Source organism: Pseudocnuella soli, from assembly GCF_004347775.1.
GTDB lineage: Bacteria > Bacteroidota > Bacteroidia > Chitinophagales > Chitinophagaceae > Flavisolibacter > Flavisolibacter aquaticus.
This window is the reverse complement of the sequence record NZ_CP037755.1, coordinates 850,971-870,242: the sequence shown is the minus strand read 5'-3', so window position 1 is coordinate 870,242 and position 19,272 is coordinate 850,971. Positions and strand designations below refer to the sequence as shown.

Annotated in this window: 19 protein-coding genes; 12 read left to right on the top strand and 7 right to left on the bottom strand. The window is 43.4% G+C overall.

The window, feature by feature from the left end; genetic code table 11:
* Window positions 1–86: 86 nt before the first annotated feature.
* Window positions 87–1,091 carry a glycoside hydrolase family 43 protein gene (locus tag EPD17_RS03730; RefSeq protein ID WP_132051881.1) on the bottom strand — a complete coding sequence of 335 codons (1,005 nt, stop codon included), beginning with the start codon at window positions 1,089–1,091 and terminating at the stop codon, window positions 87–89.
* Window positions 1,092–1,298: 207 nt separating this feature from the next.
* Here EPD17_RS03730 and EPD17_RS03725 point away from each other — a divergent pair, with 207 nt between their 5' ends.
* Complete coding sequence (locus EPD17_RS03725) at window positions 1,299–2,819, top strand: GH3 family domain-containing protein (RefSeq protein WP_132051879.1); 1,521 nt, start codon at window positions 1,299–1,301, stop codon at window positions 2,817–2,819.
* Window positions 2,820–2,948: 129 nt separating this feature from the next.
* Here the strand turns inward: EPD17_RS03725 and EPD17_RS03720 are convergent, their stop codons facing one another.
* Both EPD17_RS03720 and EPD17_RS03715 read right to left on the bottom strand, forming a co-directional pair.
* Window positions 2,949–4,037 (bottom strand): alkaline phosphatase family protein, encoded by a 1,089-nt coding sequence (locus tag EPD17_RS03720; RefSeq protein WP_132051877.1) that lies wholly within the window; start codon window positions 4,035–4,037, stop codon window positions 2,949–2,951.
* Between the two features lie 5 nt (window positions 4,038–4,042).
* Window positions 4,043–5,041, bottom strand: a complete 999-nt coding sequence (locus tag EPD17_RS03715; RefSeq protein WP_132051875.1) for a glycoside hydrolase family 43 protein — start codon at window positions 5,039–5,041, stop codon at window positions 4,043–4,045.
* 522 nt (window positions 5,042–5,563) lie between these two features.
* Between EPD17_RS03715 and EPD17_RS03710 the strand changes: the two genes are divergently transcribed.
* Together EPD17_RS03710 and ygiD are read left to right on the top strand one after the other, a co-directional pair.
* Window positions 5,564–6,484, top strand: coding sequence for a ClpXP adapter SpxH family protein (locus tag EPD17_RS03710; RefSeq protein ID WP_132051873.1), 921 nt, complete (start codon window positions 5,564–5,566; stop codon window positions 6,482–6,484).
* Window positions 6,485–6,528: 44 nt separating this feature from the next.
* Entirely contained in the window at window positions 6,529–7,362 is an 834-nt protein-coding gene (gene ygiD / locus EPD17_RS03705) for a 4,5-DOPA-extradiol-dioxygenase (RefSeq protein WP_132051871.1), read from the top strand.
* A 660-nt stretch (window positions 7,363–8,022) separates the two neighbouring features.
* Here the strand turns inward: ygiD and EPD17_RS03700 are convergent.
* From EPD17_RS03700 to EPD17_RS03685, 4 genes are all read right to left on the bottom strand, one after another.
* Window positions 8,023–11,016 carry a TOTE conflict system archaeo-eukaryotic primase domain-containing protein gene (locus EPD17_RS03700; RefSeq protein ID WP_394346400.1) on the bottom strand — a complete coding sequence of 998 codons (2,994 nt, stop codon included), beginning with the start codon at window positions 11,014–11,016 and terminating at the stop codon, window positions 8,023–8,025.
* Between the two features lie 225 nt (window positions 11,017–11,241).
* Window positions 11,242–12,198: a HipA domain-containing protein gene (locus EPD17_RS03695; RefSeq protein ID WP_204743281.1), complete on the bottom strand. Its 957-nt coding sequence runs from the start codon at window positions 12,196–12,198 to the stop codon at window positions 11,242–11,244.
* Window positions 12,198–12,527 carry a HipA N-terminal domain-containing protein gene (locus tag EPD17_RS03690; protein WP_132051865.1) on the bottom strand — a complete coding sequence of 110 codons (330 nt, stop codon included), beginning with the start codon at window positions 12,525–12,527 and terminating at the stop codon, window positions 12,198–12,200. Before EPD17_RS03690 ends, EPD17_RS03695 begins: the two co-directional genes overlap by 1 nt.
* The gene (locus EPD17_RS03685; RefSeq protein ID WP_132051863.1) at window positions 12,514–12,738 is read right to left on the bottom strand and encodes a helix-turn-helix transcriptional regulator; all 225 of its coding nucleotides are present in this window, start codon (window positions 12,736–12,738) and stop codon (window positions 12,514–12,516) included. The genes EPD17_RS03690 and EPD17_RS03685 overlap by 14 nt, the downstream gene beginning before the upstream one ends.
* A 202-nt stretch (window positions 12,739–12,940) precedes the next feature.
* Between EPD17_RS03685 and EPD17_RS03680 the strand changes: the two genes are divergently transcribed.
* The 9 genes from EPD17_RS03680 (at window position 12,941) to EPD17_RS03640 (ending at window position 19,191) form a co-directional block, all read left to right on the top strand.
* Window positions 12,941–13,177 (top strand): hypothetical protein, encoded by a 237-nt coding sequence (locus EPD17_RS03680; RefSeq protein WP_132051861.1) that lies wholly within the window; start codon window positions 12,941–12,943, stop codon window positions 13,175–13,177.
* A gap of 31 nt (window positions 13,178–13,208) precedes the next feature.
* Window positions 13,209–13,457 carry a helix-turn-helix domain-containing protein gene (locus EPD17_RS03675; protein ID WP_132051859.1) on the top strand — a complete coding sequence of 83 codons (249 nt, stop codon included), beginning with the start codon at window positions 13,209–13,211 and terminating at the stop codon, window positions 13,455–13,457.
* A gap of 5 nt (window positions 13,458–13,462) precedes the next feature.
* A complete protein-coding gene (locus tag EPD17_RS03670; RefSeq protein WP_317126716.1) occupies window positions 13,463–13,681 on the top strand; it encodes a hypothetical protein in 219 nt (72 codons plus the stop codon).
* 132 nt (window positions 13,682–13,813) lie between these two features.
* Entirely contained in the window at window positions 13,814–14,584 is a 771-nt protein-coding gene (locus EPD17_RS03665; RefSeq protein ID WP_132051855.1) for an HNH endonuclease, read from the top strand.
* 91 nt (window positions 14,585–14,675) lie between these two features.
* Entirely contained in the window at window positions 14,676–16,709 is a 2,034-nt protein-coding gene (locus tag EPD17_RS03660) for an AIPR family protein (protein ID WP_132051853.1), read from the top strand.
* Between the two features lie 400 nt (window positions 16,710–17,109).
* Window positions 17,110–18,048 (top strand): hypothetical protein, encoded by a 939-nt coding sequence (locus EPD17_RS03655; RefSeq protein WP_132051851.1) that lies wholly within the window; start codon window positions 17,110–17,112, stop codon window positions 18,046–18,048.
* A 38-nt stretch (window positions 18,049–18,086) separates the two neighbouring features.
* Entirely contained in the window at window positions 18,087–18,368 is a 282-nt protein-coding gene (locus EPD17_RS03650) for a hypothetical protein (protein ID WP_132051849.1), read from the top strand.
* Window positions 18,369–18,415: 47 nt separating this feature from the next.
* On the top strand, window positions 18,416–18,646 hold the full coding sequence (locus EPD17_RS03645; protein ID WP_132051847.1) for a hypothetical protein: 231 nt from the start codon (window positions 18,416–18,418) through the stop codon (window positions 18,644–18,646).
* A 17-nt stretch (window positions 18,647–18,663) separates the two neighbouring features.
* On the top strand, window positions 18,664–19,191 hold the full coding sequence (locus tag EPD17_RS03640; protein WP_132051845.1) for a recombinase family protein: 528 nt from the start codon (window positions 18,664–18,666) through the stop codon (window positions 19,189–19,191).
* Window positions 19,192–19,272: the final 81 nt, after the last annotated feature.

Here is a 19,272-nt window from a genome sequence, read left to right as displayed (position 1 = left end):
TTAAAAAATACATGTTTGCAATAACGTTACCGGGTTTACAGGTGCACCCCTTTCAACACATGGCCACTGCTGCCGGTTCAAATTTGTTACAACGCCTTGTCCCCTCCAGCGGTCAAAAACCGGAAACTGCGGGGCTCCATTTTAAAAGCGCCGGTTTTGCGGTCAAATGTAACGCCGATCAGTGCTGTTTTGCGCGGTGTGGCCCTGGCCGCCGAATGATGCGTGTGAAAAACATACAGCCACTGGTTGCGCCCCGACGGGATAAAGTCGCCGTGGCCGGTGCCGTTGTAGCCAACCGTTTGCCGCGTTAAAACCGGGTTGCCCGAAAACCGCTGCCACGGCCCGTAGGGCGATGTGGCCACCGCATAGCCCACGGCATAGTCCCTGTTGCGGAAATCGTTGGCCGTGTAAAAAAGATAATACACGCCGTTGCGCTTGATCACCGACGGACCTTCGGCTACCGGCCACGGCGCATTGGCCGTATTTTCCCAAGGCTCCACGGCGCGGATGCATTCCTTTACGGTTGCCTCTTCGATGCCGGAAAAATCGTCCCGCATTTCGGCTACAAAAATTTTGTTGCCGCTGTCGAGCCGCACATGGTACAGGTATTTTTTACCATCATCATCCATAAAAATAAATGGGTCGATCTGTTTTACCGGTGCCTGCAGGGCCGCTGGTTGCACCTGCCGAAACGGACCGGCCGGGTGGGTGCTGGTGGCGATGGCAATCTGTTCGTTGGCCACGTAAGCCATGTAAAAACTGTCGCGGTGGGCAAACACCTGCGGCGCCCAAAACCCCTTGTCGCCAAAAGCATCGCCGCGGCGCAGCGCAAAGCCATCCGGCGTATGCGTGGAGCGTTGCCAAGCCTTTTGATCGGTGGAGGTGTACACCAAAAAGCCTTCGCTGGTGCGGCCTTCCACAGTGCCGTAGAGGTAATAAGTGCCTTTGTGGAAAAACAGCGCGGGGTCGGCCAGCTGCAAGGTATCCCCTTGTGCTGCCGCAAAAATGGGAAGGCTGCACAGTGCAACGATGGCTGCGGCGCACAGCCGGCGCACCACCATTTGGGGAATGGGCAAAACAATCAAACGCATGCTTAAAAGTAGGGATTCGGCTTTTTGTTTTGCAAAAGCAAGTTTTACCACACTGCGTAGCGCCACTTAAACCGGCACAACTGCTGCGGCAGCAACGCTTAACACCTCCAATGACTGATTCATGTTTACCCATGTTTTAGGGCTATGATATTGCGGCTGTACAATCGGGTACAAAACTTGATTCAAGGGAGAGCAAAACATGTACAGATGGCCCTGTTAGGTGGAGTGATCAAAAAAGCAATCGATTTCAACGGACTGGTAAGCCGCGAACCCAACCCTGCCAAAGCGCAGCGCAAAGTGTTGCTGCAACTGCTGAAAAAGGCGAGGCTTACGGCTTTTGGATTGAAATATAATTTTACCGGAATACTGGCATCGCCCGACCCGGTGGCGGCTTTTCAGCAGGCCGTGCCCGTGTACGATTACGACACGCTGCATGCCGAATGGTGGCACTACCTGCTGGAAGGACACCAGAATGTAACCTGGCCCGGCGGGCAGCAATATTTTGCCCTCAGCAGTGGCACCACCAGCAATAAAAAATACATCCCCGTTACCGACGATATGATCGCTGCCATCCGCAAATCCGGGATGCAGCAGGTAATGAGCCTGAAAAACTTTGACCTGCCGCCCGATTTTTTTGAAAAAGGCATCCTCATGCTGGGCAGCAGCACGTCGCTCATTAAAGAAATTGACCACCAGGAAGGCGAGATCAGCGGCATCAGTGCAGCCAACATCCCAAGCTGGTTTGGCAAGTTTTACAAACCCGGCATCGAGATCGCTTCCATTGAAAACTGGGACGAAAAAGTGCGCCGCATTGCCGAGGAAGCACCGGGCTGGGATATTGGTTCGATTTCGGGCATTCCATCGTGGGTGGAGCTGATGCTGAAAGAGATCATCCAGTACAACAAGCTCAATACCATTCACGATATATGGCCCAACCTGCAGGTGTACACTTCGGGTGGCGTGGCGTTTGAGCCGTATCAAAAAAGCTTTGAAAAACTGCTGGCCCGGCCGCTTATTTATATCGACACTTACTTGGCATCGGAAGGTTATTTAGCTACGCAAAAAAGGCCCGACACCAATGCCATGGCGCTGATCCTGAACAACGGGGTGTTCTTTGAATTTGTGCCTTTTACTGAAGAAAATATTGACGAAGACGGAAGGGTAAAAAAAGACGCACCGGTGTTGACGCTGGAGCAAGCGCAGGAAGGTGCGGAATATGTGCTCCTGATTTCAACAGTGTCTGGAGCCTGGCGCTATATGATTGGCGATACCGTAACCATTACGGATAAGAAACGTTCGGAGATCCGCATCAGTGGCCGCACCAAGCATTACCTCAATGTAGTGGGCGAACAACTTTCGGTGCAAAAAATGAACAGCGCCATTGAGCAACTGGAGCACAGCTTCGACATTGAAGTAAAAGAGTTCATTGCATCGGTTGTTTTTCAAAACGAGCAGTATGTAATGAAATGGATCATTGGCACCAGCGCCGATATTGATACTGCCAAAGCCGCCGAAATAATTGACAAGGAATTGTGCGACAATAATAAAAACTACGCAGTGGCCCGCACCAAAGCGCTGAAAGCAGTGGAAGTGGAAGCGGTGCCGGTAGAGCAGTTTTATAGCTGGAGCGAAACCTTTAAAAAGCTGGGCGGGCAGGCAAAGATCCCGCGGGTAATGAAAGAAGAAGATTTCTTTGAGTTCCGCGATTTTGTGCTGCAGCCGGCTTAGTTACTGTTGCTGATTTCATTCATGATAAAGGCTCCATTTGTAGTTATTGTTGCTACAAATGAAGCCTTTCTATTTACTCAAATGATAGCAAACCGGCGTGCTGTTTTGTGCATATTTACACAACAAGGTTCAACGGTTTCCGGTCACCGGCGCAAGTGGCGGCATGGGCTTGTGCGCCGGTTGATACTTGAGGCCGAGCAACGCTGCAATCGTAGCCGCCACCTGCCCTTGGTACAGTTGCGCGGCCGCTTTTACCTCGCCGCTGGCTGCAATGACCGGCCCTATTGTGGCCAGCCAAATTTGCGCAGCGCCGTCCACTTTTGCACCATGGTCGCGCCACTGCGTTTTTTGTATATCGCCGCGGCCATGATCGGTGGTAATCAACAGCGCGGTTTTATCCTTGTATTGCGGCATTGATTGCAACAGGCGCCACAGGTCGGCAATCATCGCATCCTGCGCATGGGCGCTTTTAATGTATTGGTCATACTTACCACGGTGGGCAAAATCGTCTGTTTCATCTAAAGCGATGTAGAGCACACGGGGTGTCTTTTGCTTCAGGTACTCACGGGCAGCCACATACGTAAAAACATCTGGCCGCACACCAATGGGCCGCGTAGTGAGGTATTGCAGGTCGTTCAGCAGTTGCATCTCCTTTGTGCCCGTTGGAAAAGAATCGCGGTCGGCATTAACATACATGCCGCTGCGCTGCCGGTTCAGGATGTATGGAAACACATCCCATGTGGCAAACACTGCCACTTTGTTTGCAAACCCGGGCTGGCGGTTAATCCATTCCAGCACGTTTACATTTTTGTTCCACACCTTGTCGTTACTGTTGACCAGCGTATCGGGGAAGCCGGTAAACAACTCGTTGTAACCGGGATAGGAAAACTTGTAGGGGTTGGCTACATCCACAAAATTGTTGAAGGCCCGGTTGCCATGCAATTGGCCGCCTGCTGCAACAGTGCCCCACAGAAAAGGAAACAGCTTGCTGCGCCGGATGGCTGCATCATTGTGCCAGAATGTTGTTGCAATTTCTTTACTGTCGTAGGTAAAACGTGGATCGCTCATCAGTGCCGAATCCACGCCGCCAAACACCTCTTGCCAGCGCATGCCGTCGAGGGTTACAATCACTACGTTTGCTACTTTGCCTTTTTGGGCAAACAGGCTGCCTGTAAGCAGGCAACACAACAAAACCAGTATGCTTTTTTGTACCGACATATGCCTTATTTAACTGCTTTCCCGATGGTGATTTTATCGCCGCTATCATCTACTTCGAACAGCTTGGGTATCCGTATAAAACGGCCGTTCTCGCTTCGGTGGCTGTGCAGCGCCATCAGCAATTTTCCTTCAAATGTGCGGAACATCATACCGTGCCCAAAGTTGGGTGGTGTAATGGGTTCTTTCTCGTGTATCCACGGCCCGTCAAGCGTTCCACTTTTGGAGTAGGCAACGCCTTGCGTATAGTCGTTAAACACCCAACTGGTCCACAGCATGCCCAGTTTGCCTGTCTTGGTGTAAAACAAAAAAGGGCCATCGGTAACCTTGTTGGGCACCACCATCCCGTGTTCATTTCGTTCGCGGCTCCAGGGTGCATCGCTGGCAAAAAACAGCAGGCGGCTTTTACCCACCGAACCACTCAGGTCCCCTTTAAGCTGAATCTTTTCAACGGTGCCATTCCAGTTTTGGAGCCATTCGTAGCAATACACCATGTAAGGCAGGCCGTCTTTATCCACCCAAAAGGTTCCATCGAGTGTGGGCTTATCAGCAGGCAGGTATTCGGCATCTTTCATCGGCACATAAGGACCATCAGGATTGTTGCTCACCAGCACATGCGAAGCACGACGTTCGATAGCGGTTCCTTTTACCGTATCGATGTGCACATCGCGGTTGGTAAACGTTGCGAAATAATAGTATTTACCCTTGTGCTCGTGCAGTTCGGCAGCCCATATCATGGGCGCTTTTCCCATCCACGATGCTGGGTCAGTTTGCACCACGGTGTAGGGGCCGGTCCATGTTTTCAGGTCTTTGCTTTTCCAAAGTTTTCCGCCGGTGCCGGTCATGTAGTACATGGCCGTCTTTTTGTCGGCCAGCATAAACGGATCGCTCAGGCGAATGGAATCGGTGGGCACATTTTGCCGGATGGACTGCTGCCCGCTTTGTGCCCACAATACAGGCGCACATAGCAATACAAATAAAATAAGTGCAAAGAATCGTTGTTGCATGCTGTATGGATTGAGTGCTACGGGTGTTGTGGTCCAACCGATTGTTCTTGCTGTTGGATCGGCTTTTAATGTAACCACAACTACCGGAAAGTAATGTAAAACTTTCCCTTCGTTTACCCACACAAAAAATGAATGAACGCCAGTCTGGAATATGCAAAGTTGCTGGACAGAGCGCAGCAATTAAAGCTTTAGCATGCACAGCAAATGCATGAAGGCAAACGCACTTTTTTTATTGAACACAATGTCATTGCACTGAATATAGTGGGCTACTACTCGTATCAACAAATCTTGCTGCAGCCAATAAATACTTCAATAAAAACTTGACAAATGTCAATGCTATTTCTTGCGCCTAAGCAATGAGGTAAGGCATGAACTGTGGGTAGCTTTGTAATTCGGCTATGCAGCAACAATCAGCAAATTTGGTTGAGTGTAGCAGTTTAAAAATTGATTGGCAAAAGCAACAAAAGATCAATAACAAATGAAACGTACCGATGCGGCAGCGATCATTTTAAAAAATAAAAGATGGAACAAAAGATAGTGGACACCCTACTGTGCGATATGGAAACAGGCATTTGCGAAGTGCCGCAGGCAACGCAGAAAGAAGCGGCGGAATTAGGAGCCAAACCGGTGAAGTTGCTGTATTTCACCGATCCCATTTGCTCGTCGTGCTGGGGCATTGAGCCGCAGCTGCGCAAACTAAAGCAGGAGTATGGCAACTATTTCGACATTGAATACCGGATGGGCGGCTTGCTGAAAAGCTGGAGCGAATATGGCGGCAGGGATGTAAACGGCCCACAAAGCGTGGCACCGCATTGGAAAGAAGCCGCTACATTTTACGAAATGCCCATTGATGGCGATGTGTGGCTGGAAGATCCGTTGCATTCATCATACCCGCCATCGGTTGCATTTAAATCGGCACAGTTGCAGGGCAACGAAGGTGCAAACCGCTTTCTCAGGCGCATCAAGGAAATGGTGTTTTTGGAAAACAAGAACATCACCAAAACAGAGCACTTGGTGCAGGCCGCAACAGATGCAGGCTTGGACGCTGCACAATTTCAAAATGATTATGAGCAAAGGGCAACGCTGTTGTTTGAAGACGATTTAGCAATGGCAAGGGCATGGGGCGTACGTGGCTTTCCTACCATCTATTTCATTGACGAAGAAGACAACCGCTTTAAAGTATATGGCAGCAAACCTTATGCTGTGTACGAGCAGGCCTTGCTAAAGCTGGTGCCCGGCGAAGCAACGAAAAAAAAGCCCGCCTCTTTTGAAACCATTTTTGATGTGTACGAAACCACTACGCTTAAAGAGTTTGCCGTGTTTTACGACATTACTACAGCAGCGGCGGAAAAAACGTTGAACAGTTTGGTAGAAGGGGGTAAAATAAACCGGTTGGATGCGAAAGCCGGCCCGTTGTGGAAACGATCAAACAGCCAGCAGTGAAACGAAAACAATTTATTACAACAATAGCAACAGGAGCAATAGGCATGACAACATTATCAGCATTTAGAAATTTTACCAGCGGCCTGTCAACACAGGAGCAGGTGATGCCTGTGCTGTTTGTGGGCCATGGCTCGCCCATGAACGGCATTGAAGACACAGAGTTTAGCCGCAGGTGGACACAGATGGCGAAAGAACTGCCCATGCCCAAAGCGGTACTGGTGGTTTCGGCGCATTGGTTTACAAAAGGCACCAAAATCACAGCGATGGATTTTCCAAAAACCATACATGATTTTGGCGGCTTTCCGCAGGCCCTTTTCGATGTGCAGTACCCAGCACCGGGCAACCCTGCACTGGCAAAGGAAACAGCAGGTTTGCTGCATTCGGCACATGTGGAACTCGACCACGATTGGGGCCTCGATCATGGTGCGTGGACCATCATCCGGCACATGTACCCCGATGCCAACATTCCGGTGCTGCAATTGAGCATCGACTATTCCAAAGGTCCGCAATACCACTACGACCTGGCCAAAGAACTGTTTGCCTTGCGCAAAAAAGGCGTGCTGATCATTGGCAGCGGTAATATGGTGCACAACCTGCGCATGGTGGCCTGGGACCGGTTGAATGATGATGCATACGGCTTCGACTGGGCAAAAGCCATCAATGAAAAATTCAAATCGCTCATCCTGGACGGCGACCATAAGCCGCTGATCAACTATACCAGTTTAGGTAAAGACGCAATGCTGGCCATACCCACTCCAGAGCATTACCTGCCGCTGATGTATACCCTGGGTGTACAAGGTGCAGGCGATGGCGTTTCGTTTTTTAATGATAAAGCGGTGGGTGGTTCATTGACGATGACATCGGCGAAGATTGGGTAGAGGAATATGATGGAGCAGTTGGAGTGTTTGCGTCCGCTATCTATTTTAGAAAAAGCAAAAAGTCGAACAATGAATGTTCGACTTTTGATTGAAATTTTGTAGAAGCGGGTTGTACCAGGTCGAACTTCATTAAGGGCCTTAAGCTTATTGAAGACTATATGCAAGTGGGCAGGTATTGAGAAGGTTTCTATTTGAACTAAAAAAAAGTCGTGGAAACGTATGTTCATTTTTATTGAGTGTACACGTTACGTGAACAGGAGTAAAAAATGAACATACCCTTTCGAGGACAAAAGCTTGTGGATCCAGATCTATTTTTTAGTTCCAACGATTCAAATCATTTCACATCGTTTTCGGCTCAAATCGTCTCATTTTTTTATCCGCGCATTGTAAGCAATTGAGCCGATGATGAGCCCATTTAGCACTTTTTGAACCGATCTGGATGCAATTGATGCATTTATGATTCAATCTTGGGTAAAAATACTTGGGCGGGATTTTGCACTTTTGGGTACAGATGCCATTTCATATGTTCCCATTTTGCGCTTTTTTGGACATATGCCGAATGATATGTACCCATTTTTTACGTTTCGGGTACACACAAAACACCTAATGCACCCATTTCCGCATTTTTGGGAACTTCCCTTCTCCAAAAGAAATCAGCGATTAAGCCAGTCGTTCTTCTAACATATCTTTCCATAGAACAAAGCCCTTTTGTGCATTGGAATAATCATGAAGAATGCGGCTGAAGTTTTCCGGCTTCGAATCAAGAAATGGCTGCCGGCCCTGGTTGCGAATAATTTGCAGGTGGGCATCAATTTCTTTCAGCTTTGAGGGCAATAATGACACAGTCTTACTGAAGTGCCACAAATAGGTAGCTTCTTCGGTATCCAATGTTTCCAGTATAATGTGGTATTGTTCTGTTCCTGCAATCAAAAACACAAACGAAAAGGGACGCAGAACAAAACGAATTTTCAGCAAATTACCGGCATGCCTTTCAGCAAGGTAGCGAAGCTGCTTATGGTGCCTGAACTGGTTGTTCTTCAGCAAGTCTTCCAAAAGCTCTTCGCTGGTTTCATAGATCTGGTGGCCGGATTGAACATGAGTGATGTCGAGAAGGTTTTCTTTTCTTTCCAGGACTTGGCCGTTCAAAATGTATTTGGAGGCGAATCGGAAGCGCATCCCTTCAATCACTTCCTTGTTGATTTTTTTGAAATCCTCCGAAACTGCTGACTGCGAAACCAATTTGCGGTTCTCAAATTCAGCATGGATCGAGACGCTTACATTCTTTGATTTCAAAGCTTTTTGAAAATAAGGCTTTAACACGTCAAACTCCGGGCGGATCTCATCATTTTCAATTTCAAATTCCAGCATTGCCGCCGTTTCAGCAGCCTCATATGAAAAAGCAATGCTACCATATTTGAACACTAGTGACTCAATTGGTACCTTTATTTCTTTTTCAATAGTGATGACATCCCTTGTTTCTGGAAGTTCTTCTTTGGGATCATCAAATAAGGTTGCCTGACGTTGAAGCTTTCTGTAGTAGGTATTTCTTTTCAGAAAGAGCTTATTCAGGTAATCTATTTTACCATCTCTATAGTCATAGATTATAGGATTGATTTCAGAGCGCTGAACACGACCAATGTATTGAATTAGTTTTCCTTCAAATGAAAACGGATACACTAAAAATAAACAGCTCACATTATTTAAATCTGTTCCTTCTCCAAAATACTGGCCGGTAGTGATGAGTGCGTGGTAAGATCCTGCCTTAATCAACTTCCATTTTCCGGCCCGGCTGCTTTCACTATCCTCGCCGCTCAACGACACTACCTCATATGATTGTTTCAGATATTGATACAGCGCATAAATATGTTCCTTTCTTTCAGTAAGAATGACAGCCTTCTTCCCGGAATTCAATTCCTCTACTATATCTTTTAAAATCAACTTGTTTCTTGCCGAATCATGCACCAAAATTTTTGAAAGGGTTTCAAATTTGTCTGTTTTGGCGTTAAACGGAACATCCAGTTCCGTATTGCGGATTATTACTTTTGGCTGCTTAGCTTCGCCTATATCCTGGGACTTGATTTCAGCAATGATTTCTCCCAAATGGATAAAAATCAGTTTGCCGTCATTGTATTTCCTGAAGGGAGTTGCTGTCAGGCCATACTGGTAGTAACTGTCCAATTGGGCAATGGTGTTTCTGTACGACTCTGCCGGGATATGGTGGCACTCATCAATAATGATGGTTCCAAAAGCTTTGGCCATTCCGCTTTGTTCCGCTTTTTCTAATTCTTTCGCCAGTGTTTGAATGGTAGCCACCGTGAGCCTTTTCCCGACCTTCGACTTACCCTGTCCGATTTTGCCGATTTCATTTTTGGGAATTTGGAGAAAGGTCTGTGCCCGCTCGATCCATTGCTCCATCAATTGTTTGCGGTGCACAACAATTAGAGCGGGTTGTTGTTTATCTGCGATGATCTTTAGCGCAATGATTGTTTTACCGGCGCCGGGTGGAGCTACAATTACTCCCATGTCTTTTTTTGCTGCAGCTACAACGGCTACTTCCTGGTGTTCTCTTAAAGCTGCTGCAAACTGGAAAGGGACGTTTTCTTTTTTTCGGCGGTGGTCATTAAAGTCAACTGCTATGCCTTTCTCTCTGCAAAACCGAAGGAGCTTACCGGCAAACCCTTTTGGCAGAAAGACCTCATTTTCCCGCTCCTCAATTAGCTTGAAGTAACGTTCTGTGCCAAACGTGCTTTTACCGATTTTCTTTTTGATGATAAATGCAGTATTGGAAAAATTCAATTCTTCTTTCAGGTAATTTATTAGCGGAATAGGTATTTCGTTTCGCTTTAGTTTCAGGCAATTGGTAAGAGCGATCACCATTGCTCCGGCAGGTGCTTGCGTAAAGCCTGTTTCGTTTGATACTTCTTGGCCGGTTAATACTCTGAGTACTTCGTCTAACTTTTCTACACTCACCTTTTTTACACCTGACAAAAATGCCCACTGGTCTTCAAAAGGAATCAAGGTTTCCGGATCAATAAAATAACCATTTCCTTGCCCAACCGATGGGCCATGTAAAGGCAGGGCAATCAGATTCCCCAGTCCTTTTCCGGAAAGGGTGTCCTGATTGGGAAATAACCTGTCAAAACTCGATGTCTTGTCAAAGGCCGATAAGATGTCTGATTCGCGTAGTAGAGAAAGCATGATTTTCCGGCTCTTACTCGCCGGATAAGGACGCTCGAAAAAGACCCATACATGCCCTCCTTTTCCAGAACGGGAGCGCTCTAAATAAGCAGGGACACCTTTGGCTGCGCAGACCTTCAGAAAGCTCCTGCATTCTTTTGCCCAGTTCTCTTTATCAAAATCTGCTGCAATAAACCAGGATGTGTTATCAGTCAGTAGCGGGTATAATCCTATATGCTGCTTTCCGTTTAAATGTTTTGTAATCTGCTCATCGGTCAACGGCAGATAGCTCTTTTCGGTGAAGGTTTGAAACGTGCCACCTTTCAATACATGCGCTTTATACCGATATGGGTCATAAAAGTAGGCCGGCATATAGCCACTTTTGGTTCCTTTCTCCCAGCGAATGGCAAATAAATCTTCTCTTCCTTTGAAGAGGGAGCGAAAAAGTGATATATGGTTGCTGCTATTATCAGACATCTTTATGCATTCAATTCCTGTTATTGTTAGTTAGTCATAATTGAATAGACTAATAATTATGAACAGTTGACATTTGATATGTTCTGTTTGTCGCTGAGGCCTGTACTACCTGTTTCTTGTGCTTATTCGCGATTGCTTTACCGCCGTCATCTTTTGCATTCAAGTCCATAGCCGTTAGTCGATGCAGAATTGGTTGCTCTAATCGTTATCTTCATCGGAAACCAATTATAAATTCAGCTTCGCAGCTTTTTCTTTTATCAAAAGTTTATATTGATCTTTCAATTCCACCGGAAGAAAACTTATCGCTATAAACTGTATCCATTTCTCAATGCTGGTAGAAAATTTTTGATAAAGGTTTTCTATTGCCTTCTCATCCAGGATTTTAAAAGAGAATAAAACTGCATCAAAATCTTTCCGCCCTAATTTTCTTTTTTTCCCATTAAGATTCAATGCCAGTTCCTCGGTATCTCCTTTTACAATTAGCGCAGAAGCTACCATATCATACGCGGGTGCTAAAACATAGCCAGTTTGTGATTGTTTGATTAAAGAGAAATTCTTCAAATGCATATCGGCATTCCCGGTTAAAAAAGAAAAGATAACCTGCTCGAAGAAGTTGATCAGATCTAATCCTGGATTTTCAGAATATTTTAGAATAGCTTTTGCTATTTGTTCATACGACCCTTTGTATTTGTCTTCTGTCAACCGTTCTGTTAACTGGCACATATCTTCCATGTGCAACTTTGTTTTCTTCGCCCTGTCAATTCGTTTGGTAATGTAGGCAAGGCTTCCATTTTGCAACCTGATAAGAGAATGGGGTACTGTTGCAATACCTGACAGCTCCGCTAAGTGCATCGTCAGGTCTTCAACTTCCGGCAAGTGAGGATATTGTTTTGTAGCAGGTTTTAATATATATCCACCCCACAGACCGACGATGGTAAACCGCCCAGGCGTTTTGGCTTCTGTATCCTCTTTAGACCTTTTTTCAATATCGAGTGAAAGTTTGGGCTGTACCCCTGTTACAGCTATTTGACTTTTGATTACTTTCTCACCCAACTCAAGCATCTGCTCTTCTGTGTAGGGCAACTGGGGAGGCTGCGGCTTTCCAAACATCCTGCGACTACAGGCCGGGTGAAAGTCGATCTGACCGGGCTCCAGTTCTTTATAACAATATAGGCAGCGCATTATCCTTCGTTATTTTGTGATTCCACAATACTCACCGCTCCAATGCAATCCCGGCAACAGGCCAGTAATAGCCCCATTCTGTCCCGCTGATTCAGTTTCCAGTTTTGTTCAGCTACTTCCAATAGCCAACCTTCCGGTATCAGCCCATCAAAGAAGGGAAACATTACTGAACTAACGTACGCTTTGTCTGATAATGGAAGCGTCAGGCTTACCGCTTCGGCGCCCGTCATTTGTAAATAATCCCGGTCATAAATAAAGTTGTACCCATCTTCAGTTTCAGATAGGTATCCAGCTAGTTTATCCACCATAAACACATCAGCTTTCCTCATCAATCAAAGTTTGACGGTTTAAAGGCACAGGGCCTAGTTCATGCCCAAATAGCTTAAGCACTTGATTTACTTTGTCCATACGCGATGAAGTTTTTCCCTGTTCCAATTCTCTGATAAACCGAAGGCCAACACCGGCTTTTTCTGCAAGTTCAGGCTGCGTTAGTCTCGCTTGCTTTCGTTTTTCTTTTAAAAATTCTGGTAATCTCTTCATCACATCCATATTATACCCTTAAAGGTATAAAAAATAATCATTCAACCATAAATATACCCTATAAGGTATAATATATTAAATTTAAGTCAAAACGTACCCTAAAGGGTATAAATAAATGAATAAAAGTTAGCTTTCTCAATTAAAAGTTCAATATATTGCACTACACGAAGCGAGGGCAACGTTATACAAACTGCATAGAATCATGAACAAGAAACTTAATGTCGGTGATAAAGTAACATTCGATAATGATAAAATAGAACTTTTTAAAGCAGAAACCAGTAGTACTGAAAAAGCAGTACAACAATACCAGAAACTCGTATTGGGTGGTGTAAATCAGGTTGGAATAGTAAAGGACTTGGGCGGCAATTTAACAACCATGTCTTATGCTGACGGATGGGATTTGCCTGTACCCACGAAATACCTTATTGTTTTGCCTTGATAGCAAAGCATTATTTTAAAGGCTATAAATTATGAATGAAAGTAAAAAGCCAACGGATCAATATATATATGAACATCGTGAATCGATAGGCAAAAGTATCAGGGCTTTACGTGAAAAAAGAGGATATAGTCAGGATGAGCTGGCAGAAATAATGGATGTACACCGATCTACTATTTCAAAAGTTGAAACAGGAAAGTTTTCGGTTAGTATTGACTACCTCGTAAAATTTGCCTGGTATCTCAACTTTGATATTTCCGTAGTTGAAAAAAAGGTTCAGTAATAATCATGATTATGGCAGATGTGCATGATAAGGAAACGAGGCGCTACAACATAAGCCGAATAAAAGGTAAAGACACAAAACCTGAAATGATTGTTCGGAAATATCTATTTGCAAATGGAATCAGGTATAGGCTACATGATAAAACTCTTCCCGGCAAACCCGATATCGTAATCAAAAAGTTGAAAACCATTATAGATGTTCGGGATTGTTTTTGGTATAACTAAAATGCCTGAGAAGATTATGAACTAAGCAACAATGCTACTATTGAACTTCCGTTGCGTCGCACTCTTGTACTGTAACAATTCTATTCATCAATTAGATGCTTTAAATTAAGCACTCTTATTTAATCATAGTCAATGGCCAATAATCTTTGGACAAAGGAGGAACTCATACTTGCATTCAATTTGTATTTGAAGTTGCCATTCGGAAAGATGCACAAAGGCAATGCAGATGTTATTCACCTTGCAGGCTTAATCAACAGAACGCCAGACGCCGTTGCAATGCGGTTAACAAACTTTGCAAGCATTGACCCTTATCATCAACAAAGAGGCGTAGGAGGTTTGCCTGGCGGAAAGAAACAGTGTCAACCAATATGGGATGAGTTTATAAATAATAAAGAAACACTTGTTTTTGAAAGTGAAAGAATTTTAGCAGAAAAAGAGCATGTAACAATTGAAGAAAAGTATTCAGAAATCCTAAAAGACATATCAGACTTAAAAGGAGAAACGAAAATCAGAGAAGTAAAAACGAGGGTTAATCAAAATGTCTTTCGTGAAATGATTTTATCCGCCTATCAAAACCGCTGCTTAATTACAGGTATAAATCTTAAAGAATTATTGGTCGCAAGCCACATAATACCTTGGTCAAAAAATGAAATGGAACGTTTAAATCCTGAAAATGGTTTATGCTTATCCAATCTTTACGATAAGGCTTTCGATAAAGGTTTTATCGGAATAACAATTGACAATAAAGTCGTTTTATCTCAAAGAATAAAAAAGAAGGTGAATGAAAACTTTTACGGAAAATTCTTCAGAAACCTTGATGGATTTGAAGTTCAGTTCAATGGAAAGTATAAACCAAAGAAAGAGTTCTTAGAATATCATTTGGATGAAATTTTTGATAAGTGAATTGCTCAATTATATTCTGCAGATGAAAGGATTGCGACGCAACGAAGATGCCATGAAAAACTAAAATTGGTATCCAAAAGTTTTTCCTGATATGGACTTTAAAAAGTTCGCCAATCTACTACTATGGGCATTTGAAAAGGTTTTCAATAGAAAGATTTGGAACGAAATTGAAGAATCATCGGAAATCTTTCAATTAGCTTATGCCATGAGCGAATCGAAGGATATAAAGGAAACTTTGGTTAGAGTGAACGCAATAATTCTGACAGACGGTATTTATCAGGGAGAAAATCCTTTAAGTCAAACAATATCCGGATATCCAATTTTCTTCAAGATTGTTGATGTCAATTATTTGTATAATATTTCCGAAAAGTCACATATTCCAATAGAGATTAATTTCAAATCCGATGGTTATAAAATTCCTTGCATACCGTCACCTTCTTTTAATGAACAATATCAATCCTTTTTGGCTATAATTCCAGGTGAGGCATTGGTAAACATATATGAAAGGTTTGGATCAAGATTACTAGAACAAAATGTGCGTTCATTTCTCCAGTTTACAGGAAAAGTAAATAATGGAATAAGAAAAACTATATTGACTGAGCCTCATATGTTTCTTGCGTTTAACAACGGTATTGCTGCTACCGCCGATTCGATTGAAATAGAGAAATCAGATGATGGAACAGGTCTTTTTATTACAAAGGTTAACGACCTACAAATTGTTAACGGCGGCCAGACAACCGCATCTATTTATCATACCTGGAAAAAGGATAAAAAGGAAATTTCTGAAATTAATGTTCAAGTCAAGTTATCAGTCATCAAGAACAAAGAAAAGTTCAGTGATATCGTAAGTCGTATTTCTGAATATGCCAACACGCAAAACAAGGTCTCAGTATCAGACCTTAGTTCCAACAGGCCATTTCATATTGAATTGGAAAAAATATCCAGAAGTATATGGGCACCACCATCTTCGGGGCAGGCTGGGCAGACCCGATGGTTCTATGAGCGAGCAAGGGGACAGTATAAGAATGCGAGAATTAAGGAAGGATTTACAAAGGCAAAGCAAAAAGCTTTTGATATGAAAAATCCAAAAGCTCAAATGTTTACAAAGGAGGATCTGGCAAAGTATGTTAATTCATTTGAAGAGGTAAGTGAAGGCAAAAAGATAACGATCGGCCCTCATTTTGTTGTAAGGGGAAATCAAAAAAACTATGTCCAGTTTATTAATTATAATCTTCCTAAAAAAGTAGATAGTATTTACTTTGAAGATGTAATTTCAAAAGCAATACTCTTTCGTGCTGCGGAAAAGAAATATGGTGTTAAACCTTATTCAATAGGTGATATGCGATATGTAACAGTTCCGTACACTATAGCCTATCTTTCTAACAAGTTGAAAGGTAAACTTGATTTGTATAAAATATGGAAAGCTCAAGCTGTTTCTGAAAGCCTAAAAGAGGCTTTATATTCCCTAATGGTTCAAGTTGAAGAATTCATAAAGAAGAATGCACCAGGATCTTTATATGGGGAATGGGCAAAGAAAGAGGAATGCTGGCAGGAAGTAAAAAAGCAGTCATTTGATATTGATTTGGAAAGCATCAAGGCGGATATAGAAGATCCCAAAAATCGTTCTATCAGGAAAAAGTTGACTGACGAAGAGGCTGAAGTAAATCACGCTATGGGAGAGTTGGAAAAGCTGAAATCCATTCCAGCCAAAATCTGGAACAAAATAGAGGAATGGGGTAAAACTACTGGAATGCTATCTATGCAACAACAAAGTGTTGCGTGGAATTTGCCTGCCAGAATAAGAAACAACAGTAAAATTTCAAATTATGAGCGTAATTCAGGAGTGCGCATATTAGACACCGTAATAGATCATGCTCCACAAATTCTATTTGAAATTGATGATGTTGATATCAATTTAACCCAAGATGATGCTCCTGCTTACGATGTAAGTATTGAGCTGGTCAAAAAAATGGTTGCTTGGGACAGGAAAAATAAAAAGCTCAAAGATCATCATTTTAAATACATGGTTGACCTGATAGAAGGCAAAGTGTCAATGTCAAATCAAGCTAAGCGATACGTAATGCTTAATTTACAACAGTTGAAGAAATTCGGCTTCAATGAATAGATGTTTTTTATTCGTTGCTTGCAAAAGTATATTAGACATACATACATCCTATTACCATTCTATCCCATGTAATTCTCATGCAGGTCGCATTACTTCAACATTATGACCTGCATAAAAGCATTACAATAACCACACGGCTTTGTCATGACATTTTTGGCAAAACATCGGACTTTGCTATTTTGTCACAATGCTTTTAATAAATTAATAGAGCTAATTATCCCCATGGCCTTAACTGGAAATTAGAAAGACTTTATAATACTTATGCGGACATTTTAATTCCTCCCTGATCCCTCCGCAATTCCTCCATAATTAATCCGCAGGTTCGGGTTTTCCGCTTGGTGTTTGACTTTTTTGGCATAGGCCCACTATTTGATCCTTAGCCTTCCAAAATCTAATTCTTATGAGTTCAAAAATCACCCAGGAAAAATATGACCTGGTAAAAATTGAAAGGCTAAAGCACTTTTTGGAATCCGCCTATGAAAAAGGAAAACCGAAGTTTTATGAAGTTTTTGTGGACAACCTAAAGGCCGTAGACAAGACTTCAGATCCGGAAGTCTTCGATGAATATCTGGTGTACATGGGAGAAGATACCCGAATGGTAAAAATATTGATCTACACCAGTACCGAAAATTGCCCCCGCAATGACAAGTTCATATTTACAGTAACCTCACCTGAAAAAGAAAGGGATGAAAGACGAAAGCAGGAGCTATCCGGTATCGAGATCGAAGAGAAGATTCATTCCGTGGTTCAGCAGGAAAGAGAGAAAATGAACACCGAGCTGCTTAGAAAAGAAATTGCCCAGCTAAAGGAGGAACTGGAAGAATCCGATACTTACATTGAACAACTGGAAAAGAAGCTGGAAGAAACCAGAAACACCAAAGTCACTGCCAAAGAAAATCTGGGCGAAGTTTTTTCGCTGGCGCTCGAAAACATGATACGGCGAAATACCCATCTTCTGGGTGGCATTCCCCTGGTCGGTCAAGGTCTTACCGGTGTGGTGGAGCAGGATAACAAAAGGTTGGAAGAAGCAATTGCCAACTCGCCCCAGGCTATTGAGGAGCGACAGGTAACCTTCAAAAAAATGCACGAGAATGAGAACCCTACTTCAAGCAATAGCGTTTCAAAAGAAGATCAGGACACGCTGGATTATTTCAAATCTTTAAGGCAGGCTTTTACCGAACCCGAACTCTTACAGGTACTGGAGATCATCAGCACACTTTCCTATACCAAAGAATGCATTCCATCCGTGTTAGACCTACTAAAAGAAGATGGTGAAGGAGAAACAGAAAACTCGCAGGCGACAGAGGAAGATGTAATGGAAAATGCGGGCCGTTTCTAATTTTCTAACTCCATAAATCAAAAACAAAATAATAACCTATGAAAAAACAATTTACCGTTTCGGTCAAAGTTGCGGCCTACTCCCAGGCAGATGCCCAGGCAAAAGTGGACTTGCTACTACAAATGGGAGCTTTCATAAAGGACTTCAATGTAAACAACCTCGCTGGCTCCTTGCTTACGTCTCTTCTTACTTCAACAGTAGCCAAAGTATCTAATGGAATCGTTGAAAAAAGGCAAAAAGAAAAGGATAAAGAAAGTTTACAGCAGCTTGGCTTTGCCATAATCCCACCAAAGAAGAAAGAGAAGACTGCTACCCATTAAAAATACTATTTGCATTGATAATCAACATGTTATAAATTTGACTACCTATGAAAAACGAAAAGCAACCAACAAAAACAAGATTTAAAGATGTGACAGCAGCCGATATAAAAGCCTGTAAAGGCTACGAGGATATAAGCGATGAACTGGCACAGAAAATTGCCGATGCCATCCGGGTTTATACCGAGATCGTTTACAATTGCTTTAAGGAAGGAAAGTTAGAAGAACAAAAAGCCAAAGTCATATCCATAAGCAAAGAAGAATACAAAAAAGCAGCCTAATTCAAAATAGTACCGCTATGAGCGAATTAATCAATTTTAGTCAATTTGGTAAAGGAACCAAAACAGAAAAGGTCAAAACCGGCAACTGCGTTATCTACACAAGGGTTTCTACCAAGGAGCAGGCGGATAATAATATGAGCCTGCAAACCCAGAGAAGGTATTGCGAGCAGTTTGCCCAAAAGAGTGGCTATACTATCATGGGTTATTTCGGGGGTACTTATGAAAGTGCCCAAACCGATGAACGCAAAGAGTTTAATAACATGCTGTCCTTCGTCAAGAAAACGAGGGACAAAATCTCCTACATCGTTGTTTACAGCGTGGACAGGTTTAGCCGTTCCGGAGCCAATGCGATCTATATTGCTCAACAGCTCAAAAAGGAAGGTGTGACCATTCTTTCCGTTACCCAGCCAACTGACACATCTACCGCCAGCGGGTCGCTTCAACAAAATATCCAGTTCATATTTAGTGAATACGACAATCAGCTAAGGCGGGAAAAATGTATTACAGGCATTAAGGAAGCCCTACTGAGAGGCGATTGGTGCTAGGGCCCACCTCTTGGTTACGAACGTGGCAAGGTAAACGGAAAGAAGTCATGGGTCGTGAACAAACAAGGGAAACTGCTCCAA